Origin of the sequence: Shewanella aegiceratis (assembly GCF_019457495.1) — a bacterium.
Lineage (GTDB): Bacteria > Pseudomonadota > Gammaproteobacteria > Enterobacterales > Shewanellaceae > Shewanella > Shewanella loihica.
This window is the reverse complement of record NZ_CP080416.1, coordinates 3,441,410-3,459,110: the sequence shown is the minus strand read 5'-3', so window position 1 is coordinate 3,459,110 and position 17,701 is coordinate 3,441,410. Positions and strand designations below refer to the sequence as shown.

Annotated in this window: 10 protein-coding genes, 2 tRNA genes and 3 rRNA genes; 11 read left to right on the top strand and 4 right to left on the bottom strand. The window is 51.6% G+C overall.

The genetic code is table 11. The features are described from left to right. Position 1 precedes the first annotated feature (1 nt). From K0H80_RS15130 to K0H80_RS15120, 3 genes are all read right to left on the bottom strand, one after another. On the bottom strand, positions 2–1,627 hold the full coding sequence (locus K0H80_RS15130) for a methyl-accepting chemotaxis protein (protein ID WP_011866749.1): 1,626 nt from the start codon (positions 1,625–1,627) through the stop codon (positions 2–4). A 155-nt stretch (positions 1,628–1,782) separates the two neighbouring features. Further along, positions 1,783–1,858, bottom strand: a tRNA-Phe gene (locus K0H80_RS15125). Between the two features lie 399 nt (positions 1,859–2,257). Then, positions 2,258–3,016 (bottom strand): outer membrane protein assembly factor BamD, encoded by a 759-nt coding sequence (locus K0H80_RS15120; protein ID WP_220043147.1) that lies wholly within the window; start codon positions 3,014–3,016, stop codon positions 2,258–2,260. 123 nt (positions 3,017–3,139) lie between these two features. On the opposite strand from K0H80_RS15120, the gene rluD reads away from it, so the two are divergent. The 4 genes from rluD (at position 3,140) to K0H80_RS15100 (ending at position 7,982) form a co-directional block, all read left to right on the top strand. After that, positions 3,140–4,111, top strand: a complete 972-nt coding sequence (gene rluD, locus K0H80_RS15115; protein WP_220072098.1) for a 23S rRNA pseudouridine(1911/1915/1917) synthase RluD — start codon at positions 3,140–3,142, stop codon at positions 4,109–4,111. Further along, a complete protein-coding gene (pgeF, locus tag K0H80_RS15110) occupies positions 4,111–4,830 on the top strand; it encodes a peptidoglycan editing factor PgeF (RefSeq protein ID WP_220072097.1) in 720 nt (239 codons plus the stop codon). The genes rluD and pgeF overlap by 1 nt, the downstream gene beginning before the upstream one ends. 114 nt (positions 4,831–4,944) lie before the next feature. After that, a complete protein-coding gene (gene clpB, locus K0H80_RS15105) occupies positions 4,945–7,518 on the top strand; it encodes an ATP-dependent chaperone ClpB (protein WP_220043145.1) in 2,574 nt (857 codons plus the stop codon). Between the two features lie 146 nt (positions 7,519–7,664). After that, positions 7,665–7,982, top strand: a complete 318-nt coding sequence (locus tag K0H80_RS15100) for a hypothetical protein (RefSeq protein ID WP_220072096.1) — start codon at positions 7,665–7,667, stop codon at positions 7,980–7,982. A gap of 173 nt (positions 7,983–8,155) precedes the next feature. On the opposite strand, the gene K0H80_RS15095 is transcribed toward K0H80_RS15100, so the two are convergent. Beyond that, on the bottom strand, positions 8,156–8,599 hold the full coding sequence (locus tag K0H80_RS15095) for a DUF4124 domain-containing protein (protein ID WP_258406115.1): 444 nt from the start codon (positions 8,597–8,599) through the stop codon (positions 8,156–8,158). A gap of 133 nt (positions 8,600–8,732) precedes the next feature. Here K0H80_RS15095 and pssA point away from each other — a divergent pair, with 133 nt between their 5' ends. The 7 genes from pssA (at position 8,733) to rimI (ending at position 17,674) form a co-directional block, all read left to right on the top strand. Beyond that, positions 8,733–9,569: a CDP-diacylglycerol--serine O-phosphatidyltransferase gene (gene pssA / locus K0H80_RS15090; protein WP_220072095.1), complete on the top strand. Its 837-nt coding sequence runs from the start codon at positions 8,733–8,735 to the stop codon at positions 9,567–9,569. A 765-nt stretch (positions 9,570–10,334) separates the two neighbouring features. Then, positions 10,335–11,877 (top strand): 16S ribosomal RNA (locus tag K0H80_RS15085). A 251-nt stretch (positions 11,878–12,128) separates the two neighbouring features. After that, a 23S ribosomal RNA gene (locus K0H80_RS15080) occupies positions 12,129–15,021 on the top strand. Between the two features lie 232 nt (positions 15,022–15,253). Beyond that, positions 15,254–15,369 (top strand): 5S ribosomal RNA (gene rrf, locus K0H80_RS15075). Together the 16S, 23S and 5S rRNA genes form the textbook arrangement of a ribosomal RNA operon. 1,304 nt (positions 15,370–16,673) lie before the next feature. Then, positions 16,674–16,750: transfer RNA gene (locus tag K0H80_RS15070), tRNA-Trp, on the top strand. Positions 16,751–16,896: 146 nt separating this feature from the next. Beyond that, the gene (locus tag K0H80_RS15065) at positions 16,897–17,247 is read left to right on the top strand and encodes a hypothetical protein (protein WP_220072094.1); all 351 of its coding nucleotides are present in this window, start codon (positions 16,897–16,899) and stop codon (positions 17,245–17,247) included. Continuing rightward, positions 17,231–17,674, top strand: a complete 444-nt coding sequence (gene rimI, locus K0H80_RS15060) for a ribosomal protein S18-alanine N-acetyltransferase (protein WP_258406114.1) — start codon at positions 17,231–17,233, stop codon at positions 17,672–17,674. Before K0H80_RS15065 ends, rimI begins: the two co-directional genes overlap by 17 nt. Positions 17,675–17,701 lie beyond the last annotated feature (27 nt).

Here is a 17,701-nt window from a genome sequence, read left to right as displayed (position 1 = left end):
GTCAGAGCCTGAAGGTGGTGACCTGTTGCCGCATCGAGTCGGCCAGTGAGGTGAGCTGAGCGATGGAGTGACCCAGCTCTAAGGCAGATTCCGTTGACTGGCTGGCGATATCGCTGATGGCGATAATGCTGCGGTTAATGCTCTCGGCGACACTGCTCTGCTCCTCCGCCGCCGTGGCGATATGGGTGTTCATCTCTGTGATGTTGTCGACCGAGGCGACTATCTCCTGTAGCGCTTCCCCCGCCTTGTTGGTCTGTTGATTGGCATCATCCACCTGTTTAATGCCCACATCCATGGCGGTGACCGCCTCGTTCACCCCGCTCTGCAGCGTCTCTATCATGGTCTCGATCTCTTGGGTCGCCTCCTGGGTGCGCTGGGCGAGGGAGCGAACCTCATCGGCGACCACGGCAAAGCCGCGCCCCTGCTCACCGGCCCTGGCGGCCTCGATGGCGGCGTTGAGCGCCAGCAGGTTGGTCTGCTCGGCAATTCCCTTGATGACACTTAGTACGCTGCCGATATGTTGGCTCTCGTGAGACAGGTGGGTGATCACCTCTGAGGTGCTCTGGATCTGCATCGACAACGCCTGCATGCTGCTAATTGACAGTTGGACGATATCATTACCGTTGGCGGCGAATCGGTCGGCATTTCTGGCCGAGTCGGCGGCGGCCGTGGTGCTCTGTGCTACCTCGTTGACCGTTGCCGTCATCTCATTCATTGCCGTGGCGGTCTGCTCTGTCTCCGCCTGCTGCTGTTGAATGCGGGCATTGGAGATCTGGGTGAACTCGTTGAGGGCTAACGCCGAGTCGCTGACGCTGTTGGCCGCCTCGGCAACGCCTTTGAGGATGCCGCGCAGGTGGCGAAAGACGTCGTTGAGCCCGGTGGAGATCAGCCCCAGCTCGTCCTTATTCAGTTGCTCGAAGGTGACAGTGAGATCTGAGTCTTGCTGTATGGTATGTAGCTGAGTGCGTATGTGGTTGATGGGTTTCATCACGCTGCGGTTGATCCAGACGCCGAGCACTATACTGGCAATGGCGGCCACCAGGGTGATGAGAATGAAGAGGGAGATAGAGGACTCGTAGATCTCGGCGACCCTGTCTTTCTCCTCGCCGGCGACCTTGAGCTGCAGGCTGATCAGTTCGGCGATGGTGCCGCTGATGGGATCGATCACCCGGTAGAGTGGGATAATCTCCTCCCGAAGCTGGCCGGCAATGTTACCTGACTTACCCCCGAGCAGCTGTTCCAGATGGGTGATACGCTGATTGGCCGGAACAAACAGGCGCTCGGCCTCATCGACCAAGCGTTTCTCATCCGTGGTGAGTTCGGTGGCGACGTATTGGCGCCACTTGCTGTCTATGTTGTTGCTTGCTTCCTGCAGGGCTTGATTGGCCTGTTCGGCGCTGAACTCACCGGCATTGGCCTTGTTGATGGCATCGATGACAAATACCGCGTAATCATCGGCGATCACCTTGAGATCTTCTAGCGGAACGACTCTGTCGTTATAGATGGTGACGACACCTTTCTCGATATTATTCATCATGTTGATTGCTAAGATGCAGATACAGATGAGGAGCGAGAGGGGGAGTAAGATGCCGAAAGCCATCTTGTGCTTGATTTGAATATTGTTCATATAGATACCCAAATGAAGGAGTAAATAGCAGAAAGCTAAAACTTATGACGTATCTATAGGTATAGCAAAAGATTGAAATGGGTAAGATGAATAGAAACAAAAAAGCCTCGCAGTGCGAGGCTTTTTTGTGTGGTGCGCTAGGCACCCTCAGAATATGGTGCCCGAACCCGGAATCGAACCAGGGACACGAGGATTTTCAATCCTCTGCTCTACCGACTGAGCTATTCGGGCGACGGGGTGCATTAAAAGGCTTTTGCGCATTTGAGTCAACACATTTTTGCAAAAACTTTGTTTATCTCGCTTGTTTGGATAACTTTTACTCGAAACGTCGATTTTTAGATCAAATGTCGCTGTAAGGCCTCAGGGAGGAGTGAGAAAGGACGTGGACTGGGGAGTTAGTTATTGGTCGTTTATCTCGGTGAAATCTGACTGCTTATAGGCGGAATGGATGGTTATTTCGATAATAACGGACAAGGTGTAACAACCGATAAGGTGTAATGGTAATTTGTGCCGACAGTTGGGCCATGTGGTGGGTAAGAGGCTAGATAGCGAGTAAGAGGCTCCCGAGATAAAAACAGATCAAAAAAAGCCCCGCAGTTGCGGGGCCTCTTAATTCAATTATTGCCAGGCTTACTTGAGCATATCGTTGTTAGGGAAGTTGCTCTGCATCACCATTAGTACGTGATCTTTCAGCTTCTGCTGGCCGAGTTCCTCGTAGGCGGTTGCCATGATCTCTAGGGCGCGCTCGGTAGCAGGAGTACCCGGGTAGGTTTCCAGCACTGTCTGGGCACGCACTGCTGCGGCGCTCCAGGCATTCATCTTGATGTAGTATTCCGCAACCGTGACGGCGTACTTGGCCAGGCGGTTTTTCAGGAACTGCATGCGTTTTTGCGCATCGGCGGCATACTTGCTGTTAGGATATTGCTTGATCAAACGATCGAAGTCTTTGAAGGCGTCCTGGGCGGCCTTGGGATCTCGGTCGGTTCTGTCGATGTTGAGCATGTCGTGGAACATATAGTTGTCCGACTGCATGTTCACCAGGCCACGCATATAGTAGACATAGTCGATATCTTTATGTGTGGGGTTGAGGCGAATGAAGCGATCGATATTGGCAATGCCTGACGCCGAATCGTCCAGTTTGTAGTATGCGTAGATCAGGTCTAACTGCACCTGAGTCTTGTGTGGACCGAAGGGATAACGAGAGTCTAGGGCCTCCAAAGAGCGCACCGCTTTACTATAGTTACCCAGTTCCATAGAGGTTCTGGCTTGAGAATAGAGGACTTCGGGGGAAGATTTGCTCAGTTCAATATCATCTTCGGGTTTACTACTACACGCCGCTAAGGCCAATGACAACAAGGCGATAGCTGCGCCTTTAGCAAAATTATGCATACTTGAATTCGATTCTTTGTAAGTTGTTGTTTAAGAATTTTTCCATTTCACGATAAAATAGAAACAATCCGATTGTAACAGATAGCACTTTATTTTGGACCCCAAAACGCGGGTACGGTTCCTATGACACAAGAGATTAATCTAAAAAGCGAGATCACAGCAACACAAACCGGGCAGAGATTAGACCAAACCTTGGCCGAGTTGTTCCCTGATTACTCCCGTACACGTATTAAAGAGTGGATTCAGGCTGGTGCCGTCTACGTCGATGGTATGGTGCAGACTAAGCCGAGAGAAAAGGTACTCGAAGGCCAGGAAATTGAGATCGAAACCACTCTTAAGGAAGAGATCAAGGCAGAGGCTCAGGCGATCGATCTGGATATCGTCTACGAAGATGACCATATTATCGTGATCAACAAACAGGCGGGTCTGGTGGTTCATCCGGGAGCGGGCAACAGCGACGGCACCCTGATGAACGCGCTGCTGCACCATTGTCCTGAAATTGAGCTCGTCCCCAGGGCCGGTATCGTGCATCGTCTCGATAAGGACACCACTGGCTTGATGGTGGTGGCCAAGACGGTCGAGGCCCAGACCCATCTGGTCGCTGCCCTGCAGGCCCGCGAGATCACCCGTGAATATGAGGCGATCGTGAGTGGCACCATGACGGCTGGCGGCGTGGTGGATGAGCCGATCGCGCGTCACCCAACCAAGCGCACCCATATGGCTGTGCATCATAGTGGTCGCCCCTCTGTGACTCACTACCGTGTGGCAGAGAAGTTCCGCGCCCATACCCGTCTGCGTCTGCGTCTGGAAACCGGTCGTACCCACCAGATCAGGGTACACATGGCGCACATAGGTCACATCTTGGTGGGGGATCCCGTCTATGGTGGTCGTCCTCGTCCACCGAAGAAGGCGACACCTGAATTGATGGAGGCGCTGAACGGCTTTAAGCGTCAGGCGCTGCACGCGGTGCGCCTCGAGCTGGCACACCCCTTCACCTGTGAGATCATGAGTTGGCAGGCGCCTATCCCAGAAGATATGGTGGCCTTGACCCGCGCTCTGCGTGACGACACTAAGGCTCATCCGGTGGAATATTAATGCTGCCTCAAGACTGGTTCATTCCCCCTGGCGTGAAGCTGGCTTTTAGCCGGCGTCAGGGCGGTGTGAGCCAGGCTCCCTTCGATAGTCTCAATCTTGGTGACCATGTCGGGGACGATCCCGAGCATGTTCGCCAAAATCGTCTGCTTGCGGCAAAGGCTCTGGGCATGTCTGGTGAGCCAGCCTGGCTGCAGCAAGTTCATGGTATTGAGCTGGTAAACCTGGATCTGGACACTAACCGTGTCGCCGATGGTAGCTTCAGCCGCAGCGGCGAGCATACGTGTGTGGTGATGACCGCCGACTGTCTGCCTGTGCTTATCTGCGATCGCGCGGCGAATCAGGTGGCGGCGGTGCACGCCGGTTGGCGCGGCTTGTGTAACGGCATTGTCGAGGCCGCTATCGCCGAGTTTGATGCGCCCGCCGATGAGCTACTTGTCTATCTTGGCCCCTGCATCGGCCCCAAGGCCTTCGAGGTCGGGGCGGAAGTCAGGGCGCAGTTTATCGCCCAGCATGCCGAAACAGATGCCTTTTTTACCTCGAGAGACGATAAGTTTTTAGCCGACCTGCAAGGGATCGCCCGTTACCGGGCAGAGCGTCTCGGCATCGCTTCCGTCTTTCAACTGCCACACTGCACCTATAGCATGAGCGCAGACTATTTCTCCTACCGCCGCGAGGCAAAAACCGGGCGCATGGCCTCATTTATCTGGCTGGAAAAATAGCGTAAATTTTCAGCAATTTTTTCCTTGTTGCTTGAATCCTCCTAAAAAGTCCCCATTTATACTGGTAACAAAGCACTGAAGGTTTCCTTCATTCGTTAATTTTTAGGAGGCTGTATGCGACTCGATCGTATGACGAACAAATTCCAGATAGCAATCTCCGATGCTCAGTCATTAGCGTTGGGGCGTGACCATCAGTTTATTGAGCCGATCCATCTGATGATGGCGCTGCTTAATCAAGATGGTGGCTCAATTCATCCACTGCTGACCCAGGCCGGGATCTCGGTCAGCACCTTGCGTTCCGCCCTGAGCCAGGAGCTTGAACGATTACCGCAAATTGAGGGCACGGGCGGCGATGTCCAGCTCTCGCAGGCACTGATTCGCCTGCTGAACCTGTGTGACAAGCTGGCGCAAAAGCGTAAAGACAAATATATCTCCAGCGAGCTCTTTGTCTTGGCGGCACTCGAGGGGAGCGATGCGTTGGCGCAATGTCTGAAGAAGTCTGGCGCTACCAAGGAGCTGCTGGAGAAGACGATAGAAGAGGTGCGTCTTGGCAAGAATATCGACGACCCTAACGCCGAAGATCAGCGCCAAGCGCTGAAGAAGTTTACCGTGGATCTTACCGAGCGCGCCGAGCAGGGCAAGCTAGACCCTGTTATTGGCCGTGACGATGAGATCCGCCGCACCATTCAGGTGCTGCAACGCCGCAGTAAGAATAACCCTGTGCTCATCGGTGAGCCGGGTGTGGGTAAGACGGCCATCGTCGAAGGGCTGGCGCAGCGCATCATCAATGGCGAGGTGCCTGAGGGGATCAAGAATAAGCGGGTGTTGTCACTCGACTTGGGCGCCCTGGTGGCCGGGGCTAAGTACCGCGGTGAGTTCGAGGAACGCCTCAAGGCGGTGCTCAACGAGCTGGCTCAGGAAGAGGGGCAGGTGATCCTCTTCATCGACGAGCTACATACAATGGTGGGCGCCGGAAAGAGCGATGGCGCCATGGATGCGGGGAATATGCTCAAGCCTGCCTTGGCCAGGGGCGACCTGCACTGCGTAGGTGCGACTACCTTAGATGAGTATCGTCAATATATCGAGAAAGATGCCGCCCTCGAGCGACGTTTTCAGAAGGTGCTGGTGGATGAGCCGAGTGTCGAAGACACCATCGCCATCCTGCGCGGCCTGAAAGAGCGTTATGAGCTGCACCACCATGTGGAGATCACAGATCCCGCTATCGTGGCGGCGGCCAGCATGTCGCATCGTTATATCTCAGACAGGAAGCTGCCCGATAAGGCGATCGATCTTATCGATGAGGCGGCGTCCAGTATTCGTATGCAGATAGACTCTAAGCCAGAGCCGCTGGACAGATTAGAGCGCCGCACCATTCAGCTTAAGCTGGAGGAGCAGGCCCTGAGCAAGGAGAGTGATGAGGCGAGTCTGCGTCGACTCAGCACCTTGCGTAGCGAGCTTGCCGAGGTCGAGGCCAAGGCCGCCGAACTTAATGAGGTATGGCATACCGAGAAGGCGGCGCTGGCGGGCACTCAGCATATCAAGGCAGATCTCGAGCAGGCCCGCATGGATCTTGAGGTAGCTAGACGCGCCGGGGATCTGACCCGCATGTCTGAGCTGCAATATGGTCGTATCCCAGAGCTGGAGAAACAGCTGGATCTGGCGGCTCAGGCCGAGATGCAGGATATGACGCTACTGCGTAATAAGGTTTCCGATGTGGAGATCGCCGAGGTGCTGTCTAAGGCGACCGGTATTCCTGTATCTAAGATGCTCGAAGGGGAGAAAGAGAAGCTGCTGCACATGGAAGAGGCGCTGCATACTCGGGTGATTGGTCAGAACGAGGCCGTGGATGCGGTGGCTAACGCCATTCGCCGTAGCCGCGCTGGTCTTGCGGATCCGAATCGTCCTATCGGTTCCTTCCTCTTCCTCGGCCCTACCGGTGTGGGTAAGACTGAGCTGTGTAAGTCGCTGGCGAAGTTCCTTTTTGATACCGAAGCGGCCATGGTGCGTATCGATATGTCCGAGTTTATGGAGAAGCATTCGGTGTCGCGTCTGGTAGGGGCACCTCCAGGTTATGTCGGCTATGAAGAGGGCGGTTATCTCACCGAAGCGGTGAGACGTAAGCCTTATTCGGTGATCTTGCTCGATGAGGTGGAAAAGGCGCATCCCGATGTGTTCAACATACTGTTGCAAGTGCTGGACGATGGTCGTCTGACCGATGGTCAGGGACGCACGGTCGATTTTCGTAATACCGTGGTGATCATGACTTCTAATCTGGGGTCCGATGTGATTCAGGAGCGTTTTGGTATCGCCAGTTATGCCGAGATGAAGAGCGAGGTGATGAATGTGGTGACCCACAGCTTCAGGCCCGAGTTCCTCAATCGTATCGATGAAAGCGTGGTCTTCCATCCGCTTGAGTCTGAACATATCGCTCATATTGCGCAGATCCAGATAGACAATCTGAAGGCACGCCTAGCGGAGAAAGACTTTGAGCTTGAGGTGAGTGACGATGCCCTAGCCTTGATCGCTCAGGCTGGATTCGACCCCGTCTATGGTGCAAGGCCGCTAAAACGCGCCCTGCAGCAAGAGGTGGAAAACCCACTGGCTCAGAAACTCTTGAGTGGTGAGCTGTTACCTGGCGCGCCCATCAAGGTCGATGCCGCGGGTGGCGAACTCGCCTTCCATCAATAAGTCTTAGCCTTATACAAGAAGCCCAAACCTAGGTTTGGGCTTTTTTTATCACTGGCATCAGATTGCATTTGGCTATTATTTGCACTAGTTTGCAAAGGGTGAGATCTCTTCCTAATTTAAGTTTTTATACTGTGAAGGAGTACTGGATGAAAGCAAGGTTAGCAGTTATAGCATCTCTGGCCGTGTTGATGACGGCATGTAGCTCAGCACCAATGCAAAGCAGTGGCCCGGCCTTTGTCGGCGTCGGCAGCGTCGACTATGACAGCCTCTATCACTATGGCTACAACACGGGTTGCCGCAGCGCCGGATACCTGAAGCAAAACCCAGGCGCCGATACCTTAGAAGGAATGAAGGATAAGGTGTTGGATGGTTTGAGCGAGTTTGATAAAGGCTGGGACGCCGGTACTCAGGCCTGTCAGGATGGGGTGAGCCGTTCTATGTATACGGTGAAAGCGAGTGGTTAGATTCGGTCGGTTAAGGCTATTTGGACGGTAACCCTAAAAAACAAGAAGCGACAGGCAGATTCATTTTGGTTGTCGCTTCTTTATTTCTTCTCTACTTTTCTACTTCTCTATATTAGGAGAGAAGTAAGAAAGAAGGGCTGTTTAAATTAGCAGGGCAGTTTAAATTAGCAGAGCTATTTGTCGCAGAAAAGCTTGATGCGCTGTTTCTGCGCGGCGATCTCTGACTGCCTGTCTTCCTCTGTCATACGCACCATTTCACCATTTTCTTCATTCTTACGTGTCAGACGAGTATGTGTCTCGAGCACATTTAACTGATGCTTGGCATTTTCGCAGATGGCCTTGGCCTGCGCCTTATCTTTCTCATTGATCGCTTCGGCGGCTAACGCGGCTTCGCTCTTCTGCTCGCCCTGTTTTTCGACGACTTTAGGGGCGGTGAAGCCAACCTTCTTCTGTTCGATATCTTCGCTATAGAGCTTTTCTGTCTTTGCCTCGGGGGGCTTTTCTTGACTGTAGTGGGTGACACCGTTTTCATCCACCCATTTATAGATGGTCGTTGCAAATGCTGGGGCGCAAAGGAATAGGCTTAACAGTGCGCTGAGATAAAATTTTCCGGTCATCATAGTATCCATATCCAGGCCGGGAGAGAGTGCAGGAGTGACTCATCTGCCAACAATTAGAGGTCCGTATAAAAAGTGAGCTTAAATCTGTGTTATCTTTTTATTTTATCAAGATAACCTTGCTCCTTAGTATATGCAAAATTTAAACAAAGAGACGGTGAAGAACCGTGGTATCTACCTTTTACCCAACCTGTTCACCACGGCGGGATTGTTTTCCGGCTTTTATGCGGTGATCGCCTCCATGAATGGTCACTTTGAGGCAGCAGCCATTGCCATCTTCGTCGCCATGATCTTCGATGGCCTCGATGGCCGTGTCGCTAGGATGACCAATACCCAGAGTGCATTCGGCGCCGAATATGACAGCATGGCCGACATGGTCTCCTTCGGGGTGGCCCCGGCGTTGATCGCCTATAACTGGGCCTTGGCCGATCTGGGCAAGGTAGGTTGGTTGGCTGCATTTATCTATTGTGCCGGCGCCGCGCTCAGGCTCGCACGCTTCAATACCCAGGTTGGTGTCGCCGATAAACGCTATTTTCAGGGGTTGGCGAGCCCGGCCGCAGCGGCGATTATTGCCGGCGCCATCTGGACTGGCACCTATTATGAGATAGAAGGCCAGCAGGTCAGCATATTGGCGCTGCTAATGACAGCTGGTGCGGGTCTCTTGATGGTGAGTAACTTCCGCTACTACTCTTTCAAAGACTATGACTGGCGCGGCCGGGTTAACTTCATGGTGATCCTGGCGCTGGTGGGCTTGTTTGTGGTGGTCTCGGTTCAACCGGCAACTATCCTGTTTATCGTCTTTAGTCTCTATGCTCTCTCCGGTCCCATCTACACCATACGCACGGTGAAGAAGTTAAAGGTGAGCCATGTGGTGGGTGATGAGAACGAAACCGATATAGATATTGCTCAAGAGACTGATGCATCCAAACCAACTGAGCAAGATGATTCAGATACTGATAAGAAGCAGTAACACTTAAGCTTATATTCTAAGCCTATACCCATATAAGTAGCCAAAAGAAGGCGACACAGAGATAAGGCGACATAAGGGGGCTTGCTATATAGTGTAAATAAGCCAACAGGGCAGCCTTGCAATCAGGCTGCTCAGATTTTTGGCAGAGTCGAATTTTTTGTGCCAAACTTATTTTCCGGTTTCAAATAAGCGGGTCACCCAATCGATAGTTTGTGGTGTTGTCGTTACTCGCATGTTGCCTTTGTGTGTGGCTTTTCGCTGAATCTATCTCGTTTTGCGTGTTTTTTGTTCGATCGATGTATTTCGTTAAAAAAGCCCTTGCGCAAAAGATTTGGCTCCCTATAATGCGCTCCCACTGATACGGCAAACGGCGCTACTTACCAAGTGAGTAGGTAACGAATGTCGAGTCAAGGCGATAAGCGGTTCGAGTTTTTAAGCCGGTAGCTACAACGCGAAAGCACAGTAATTAACCACTTAAAAATCTTTTGAAAAAAGCGCTTGACGCCGACAGGGAGAAGCGTAGAATACGCAGCCCTAGCCCGCTGGACTCCAGTATGAGGCGAACGTTCTTTAACAAGATAAAACAAGAAATCTGTGTGGACACTCACAGGTATTGAGTTAATCGAAAACGATTTAAATCTCAATGCAACGATGAGTGTTCATAGCAATATGTACAAACATGTAGATGATTCTTCCGAGTCATTTATGTGAATCAGAATTCATTGAGTCGCTTCCTTTTGAATAAAGAGTGAAGCAAAAAACTTTTAATTGAAGAGTTTGATCATGGCTCAGATTGAACGCTGGCGGCAGGCCTAACACATGCAAGTCGAGCGGTAACAGAAAGTAGCTTGCTACTTTGCTGACGAGCGGCGGACGGGTGAGTAATGCCTAGGGAACTGCCCAGTCGAGGGGGATAACAGTTGGAAACGACTGCTAATACCGCATACGCCCTACGGGGGAAAAGAGGGGATCTTCGGACCTTCTGCGATTGGATGTACCTAGGTGGGATTAGCTAGTAGGTGAGGTAATGGCTCACCTAGGCGACGATCCCTAGCTGTTCTGAGAGGATGATCAGCCACACTGGGACTGAGACACGGCCCAGACTCCTACGGGAGGCAGCAGTGGGGAATATTGCACAATGGGCGCAAGCCTGATGCAGCCATGCCGCGTGTGTGAAGAAGGCCTTCGGGTTGTAAAGCACTTTCAGCGAGGAGGAAAGGTTAACGGTTAATACCCGTTAGCTGTGACGTTACTCGCAGAAGAAGCACCGGCTAACTTCGTGCCAGCAGCCGCGGTAATACGAGGGGTGCAAGCGTTAATCGGAATTACTGGGCGTAAAGCGTACGCAGGCGGTTGATTAAGCGAGATGTGAAAGCCCCGGGCTTAACCTGGGAACTGCATTTCGAACTGGTCAACTAGAGTCTTGTAGAGGGGGGTAGAATTTCAGGTGTAGCGGTGAAATGCGTAGAGATCTGAAGGAATACCGGTGGCGAAGGCGGCCCCCTGGACAAAGACTGACGCTCAGGTACGAAAGCGTGGGGAGCAAACAGGATTAGATACCCTGGTAGTCCACGCCGTAAACGATGTCTACTCGGAATTTGGTGTCTTGAACACTGGGTTCTCAAGCTAACGCATTAAGTAGACCGCCTGGGGAGTACGGCCGCAAGGTTAAAACTCAAATGAATTGACGGGGGCCCGCACAAGCGGTGGAGCATGTGGTTTAATTCGATGCAACGCGAAGAACCTTACCTACTCTTGACATCCAGAGAACTTTCCAGAGATGGATTGGTGCCTTCGGGAACTCTGAGACAGGTGCTGCATGGCTGTCGTCAGCTCGTGTTGTGAAATGTTGGGTTAAGTCCCGCAACGAGCGCAACCCTTATCCTTACTTGCCAGCGGGTAATGCCGGGAACTTTAGGGAGACTGCCGGTGATAAACCGGAGGAAGGTGGGGACGACGTCAAGTCATCATGGCCCTTACGAGTAGGGCTACACACGTGCTACAATGGTCGGTACAGAGGGTTGCGAAGCCGCGAGGTGGAGCTAATCTCACAAAGCCGGTCGTAGTCCGGATTGGAGTCTGCAACTCGACTCCATGAAGTCGGAATCGCTAGTAATCGTGGATCAGAATGCCACGGTGAATACGTTCCCGGGCCTTGTACACACCGCCCGTCACACCATGGGAGTGGGCTGCACCAGAAGTAGATAGCTTAACCTTCGGGAGGGCGTTTACCACGGTGTGGTTCATGACTGGGGTGAAGTCGTAACAAGGTAGCCCTAGGGGAACCTGGGGCTGGATCACCTCCTTACCTATACGATTGATTGATATTTGTTGAGTGTTCACACAGATAACTTGTTCTTGTTAGAGCGAGTGGCACGTCCGAGCGACGATGCTTGTTCTTTAAAAATTTGGAAAGCTGATAGTAATAATCGAAAGATTATTGCGAAAAATAATTGAGTTCTCAAAACACACTTTAATCAAGTGACTTGAGTATTCTTTTGGCGAAAGTAGAAACCGTTAGTTGCGATGCAGCTCAGATGAAACTCATTTGGGTTGTATGGTTAAGTGACTAAGCGTATACGGTGGATGCCTTGGCAGTCAGAGGCGATGAAGGACGTAGTAACTTGCGAAAAGCGTTGGCGAGCTAGTAACAAGCATTTGAGCTAACGATGTCCGAATGGGGAAACCCGGCACCATAAGGTGTCATCACTAAGTGAATACATAGCTTAGTGAGGCGAACGAGGGGAACTGAAACATCTAAGTACCCTTAGGAAAAGAAATCAACCGAGATTCCCCTAGTAGCGGCGAGCGAACGGGGATTAGCCCTTAAGCCTAGAGGGTGTTAGTGGAATGTGTTGGAAAGCACAGCGATACAGGGTGATAGCCCCGTACATGAAAACTAACTTTAGGTGAAAACGAGTAGGACGGGACACGTGATATCTTGTTCGAATATGGGGGGACCATCCTCCAAGGCTAAATACTCCTGACTGACCGATAGTGAACCAGTACCGTGAGGGAAAGGCGAAAAGAACCCCTGTGAGGGGAGTGAAATAGAACCTGAAACCGTATACGTACAAGCAGTGGGAGCGGTTCTTGAGACCGTGACTGCGTACCTTTTGTATAATGGGTCAGCGACTTACATTTTGTAGCGAGGTTAAGCGAATAGCGGAGCCGTAGGGAAACCGAGTGTTAACTGCGCGTTTAGTTGCAAGGTGTAGACCCGAAACCCGGTGATCTAGCCATGGGCAGGTTGAAGGTTGAGTAACATCAACTGGAGGACCGAACACACGTATGTTGAAAAATGCGGTGATGACTTGTGGCTGGGGGTGAAAGGCCAATCAAACCGGGAGATATCTGGTTCTCCTCGAAAGCTATTTAGGTAGCGCCTCGAGCGAATACCATTGGGGGTAGAGCACTGTTAAGGCTAGGGGGTCATCCCGACTTACCAACCCTTTGCAAACTCCGAATACCAATGAGTACTACTCGGGAGACACACGGCGGGTGCTAACGTCCGTCGTGAAAAGGGAAACAACCCAGACCATCAGCTAAGGTCCCAAAGTTATTGCTAAGTGGGAAACGATGTGGGAAGGCTTAGACAGCTAGGATGTTGGCTTAGAAGCAGCCATCATTTAAAGAAAGCGTAATAGCTCACTAGTCGAGTCGGCCTGCGCGGAAGATATAACGGGGCTAAGCAATACACCGAAGCTATGGGTACTAGCGCTTGCGCTGGTGCGGTAGAGGAGCGTTCTGTAAGCCGTTGAAGGTGAAGGGGTAACCCACGCTGGAGGTATCAGAAGTGCGAATGCTGACATGAGTAACGATAAAGGGGGTGAAAAACCTCCTCGCCGAAAGACCAAGGGTTCCTGTCCAACGTTAATCGGGGCAGGGTGAGTCGACCCCTAAGGCGAGGCCGAAAGGCGTAGTCGATGGGAAACGGGTTAATATTCCCGTACTTCTGCTAACTGCGATGGAGAGACGGAGAAGGCTAGGCTAGCGCGGCGTTGGTTGTCCGCGTTTAAGGCTGTAGGTAGGGTGCTTAGGCAAATCCGGGCACCTAATACTGAGAGTTGATGACGAGTCACTACGGTGATGAAGTAGTTGATGCCATGCTTCCAGGAAAATCTTCTAAGCTTCAGGTTAGCAGGAATCGTACCCCAAACCGACACAGGTGGTCGGGTAGAGAATACCAAGGCGCTTGAGAGAACTCGGCTGAAGGAACTAGGCAAAATGGTACCGTAACTTCGGGAGAAGGTACGCTCCTGTTGGTGATGAGACTTGCTCTCTAAGCTGACGGGAGTCGCAGATACCAGGTGGCTGCAACTGTTTATCAAAAACACAGCACTGTGCAAAATCGCAAGATGACGTATACGGTGTGACGCCTGCCCGGTGCCGGAAGGTTAATTGATTGGGTTATCTTCGGAGAAGCTCATGATCGAAGCCCCGGTAAACGGCGGCCGTAACTATAACGGTCCTAAGGTAGCGAAATTCCTTGTCGGGTAAGTTCCGACCTGCACGAATGGCGTAATGATGGCCACGCTGTCTCCAGCCGAGACTCAGTGAAGTTGAAATTGCGGTGAAGATGCCGTATACCCGCGGCTAGACGGAAAGACCCCGTGAACCTTTACTATAGCTTGGCACTGAACATTGACCCTACATGTGTAGGATAGGTGGGAGACTTTGAAGCGGGAACGCCAGTTCTCGTGGAGTCATCCTTGAAATACCACCCTTGTAGTGTTGATGTTCTAACTCTGGCCCCTGAATCGGGGTTGAGGACAGTGCCTGGTGGGTAGTTTGACTGGGGCGGTCTCCTCCCAAAGAGTAACGGAGGAGCACGAAGGTTGGCTAAGTACGGTCGGACATCGTACGGTTAGTGCAATGGCATAAGCCAGCTTAACTGCGAGACATACACGTCGAGCAGGTGCGAAAGCAGGTCATAGTGATCCGGTGGTTCTGAATGGAAGGGCCATCGCTCAACGGATAAAAGGTACTCCGGGGATAACAGGCTGATACCGCCCAAGAGTTCATATCGACGGCGGTGTTTGGCACCTCGATGTCGGCTCATCACATCCTGGGGCTGAAGTCGGTCCCAAGGGTATGGCTGTTCGCCATTTAAAGTGGTACGCGAGCTGGGTTCAGAACGTCGTGAGACAGTTCGGTCCCTATCTGCCGTGGGCGTTGGATGATTGAAGGGAGCTGCTCCTAGTACGAGAGGACCGGAGTGGACGAACCGCTGGTGTTCGGGTTGTCATGCCAATGGCATTGCCCGGTAGCTACGTTCGGAATCGATAACCGCTGAAAGCATCTAAGCGGGAAGCGAGCCCTAAGATGAGTCATCCCTAGACCTTTAAGGTCTCTAAAGAGCCGTCCGAGACTAGGACGTTGATAGGCAGGGTGTGTAAGCGTTGTGAGGCGTTGAGCTAACCTGTACTAATGACTCGTGAGGCTTAACCATACAACCCAAAAGGGTTTCGTACGATGGTTTTACGTAATCAAAAGAATACAAAAGTACTTGATTGAAGTGCGAATTCAAGCAGCTTTCTAAATTTACTATTTTGGTTAATTACGCAGGTAATTGTTTGGCTGACAAAGCCGTAACGAAGCGAAGCGCGGAGTGTACTAGAGTACATGAGCACTGTAGCAAGGAAACAATGCCGTCAGACGAAGAATTAACCAGTAAGAATTTGTCTGGAAACCATAGCATTGTGGTCCCACCTGATCCCATCCCGAACTCAGAAGTGAAACGCAATCGCGCCGATGGTAGTGTGGGGTCTCCCCATGTGAGAGTAGGTCATTTCCAGGCGCCTAATAAAGCAAAAAGCCCTAGCCTAAAACGCTAGGGCTTTTTGCTTTCTACGCTCGCCTAAATTGCTCCCAGCAATTTATGGCACTTCCTACATCCATGTAGGTCGCGCGAAAGCGCTACTTCACATGCAGCCCACAGCCACTTCGTGGGGGGCAGTTAAGTGCTCCAATCATTAACTGCATTTCCGCCATCCATGGCGGTCAGCCCCCTCAGGTCGCAGCATAGCTGCTTCGCGCTCCAGTCATCCATCAAGCTGCGCTTGATAAACGGATGTCTTACGCCCCCATGTGAGACTGGAGGGAGTTAGTATCTGATATCTGGCTCGAAGCAGGCCATGACGGGCGTCTTTCTTCTTTATTCATTAGAGCCTCAGCTCGCAGCCTAGCTGCTTCGCGCTCCAGTCATCCATCAAGCTGCGCTTGACAAGCGGATGCCTTACGCCCCCATGTGAGATAGAAGGGAGTTAGTGTTGATGTCTGGCTCGAAGCTGGCTATGACAGGCGCCTTTTCTCTTTATTTGTCTGGCTCCTCAGCTCGCAACTTAGCTGCTTCGCGATCCAGTCATCCATCAATCTGTGTTTGATAAGAGGATGTCTTACGCCCTCATGCGTGAAACCTTTGGCGGATTCCATTTTTCGAGATATGACTAGATAGCGGTTTCCTAGCATTCAACCCTGTAATCTGTGCTTCAGCCGTCTAGTTAAAATGGACCTATATCTCCCTCTATATCTTCAAGCCTTTGTTCTATATCGACGCTTCGATTATTTAGGGTGAATGCCTTCTAGTAAGTTGGAGGCTCGCAAGAAGATCTGGTTCGCGCCGTGGTTATCTAGTGTCTTGGCCCTATTTTGTTCTCATATGGTGACTGAGTCGTAATAATTGCTTTATAGAGCTGGTTGGATCGCTAGTATGGTTTTCGTTTGTGGTGTCTAGGATAGAGAGGAAGGTGCGGGTAGCAGGTCTCTATGTATTTGTCCCCAGGTGCTTGTCTCGAAGAGGCTCGATGCAAAAACATGCGGGCTTATTTAGGATGTTTTAGGTAGGGCTGTTATTTGCCTATTGAAGGTAATCATTAATAGAACTTGCTTGGGGGATTTCAGGCTCGATATGCCATTAATCAATGACCCATAACGTCATTAAAAGCGGGTTAAATGATGGTATAGATGACAGTTATTTGGTCGGGAATGTGAGGATATGACTTAATATTCGCTATCTTGCATGAAAAAGCCGCAATTGAGCGAGTTAGCCATAAAAAGTCCTTTACCTTTGGAAGGGGTTTTAGCATAATGCCCCACGTCAACAGGGGTGTAGTTCCAATTGGTAGAACAGCGGTCTCCAAAACCGATGGTTGCGGGTTCGAGTCCTGCCACCCCTGCCACATTCTAGAGAAGCCGTTCAGAAATGAACGGCTTTTTGCTTTTCTGAGTTTTATCTTTTCACTCAAGTTCATATAGTCTCTGGTCGTCGTGACACTCGCCTGGGCAGAGGTTATCCTTAAGGGGTTAGCATTTGTCTGGAGGCGATTTGGAACCGAGTGCATATTTAGATGCGATGGGTATAATCCGCTGGGTAGAGAAGGGAGCCGAGCTTCCCCTGTACCATATTCTTGTGGATCGAGGAGCGAGCGTCTCAGGTGACCACCCGCTTATCCGTCAGGTATTGGCGCTCTTTCCCGAGCAGGATAAGCAGGTCGTCGTCAGCGATTCGCTTAGCAGCACCAAAGAGGTGTTTTGGGATATGCGAAGTCTCAGGTTACCTAAGGTGGCATGCGCCATCAGCTCTGCACCTATCGCCGTTCTCGAGCAAGAATCTAAGGCCAAGCGCGAGCTATGGCAGCATATTTGGGAGAGCGATGCCTATGACGCTAACGCTTAAGACACTGACCAAGGAAGACGCTCCTAAGTTGCATGAGCTGGAGTCGGCCTGCCATCGTTTCCCCATGTCGCTGAGTAACCTTGAGACCTGTTTCGGGCGTTTCTACCATGTTATCGGTCTCTTCGATGATGAGCAGTTGTTGGGCTTCAGTATTCTGCATCAAATCTTCGAAGATGCCACCCTGATGGATATCTGCGTCAGGCCAGACGCTCAGGGGCGAGGTTTGGGTAAGCGCCTCACCGAGGCGTTAATCGAGCTGGCAGCCACTCAGGGGGCCGAACGTATGATGTTAGAGGTGAGGGCCTCTAATGAAAGGGCTATCGCCCTATATCGCCAGATGGGCTTCGAGCAGACAGGAATGCGGGCCAACTATTATCAGCTGGAACAGGGCAAAGAAGACGCTATTTTGATGGAGCGTTTGTTCTAACTGTTTGGATTTGTATTTGGGGATAAA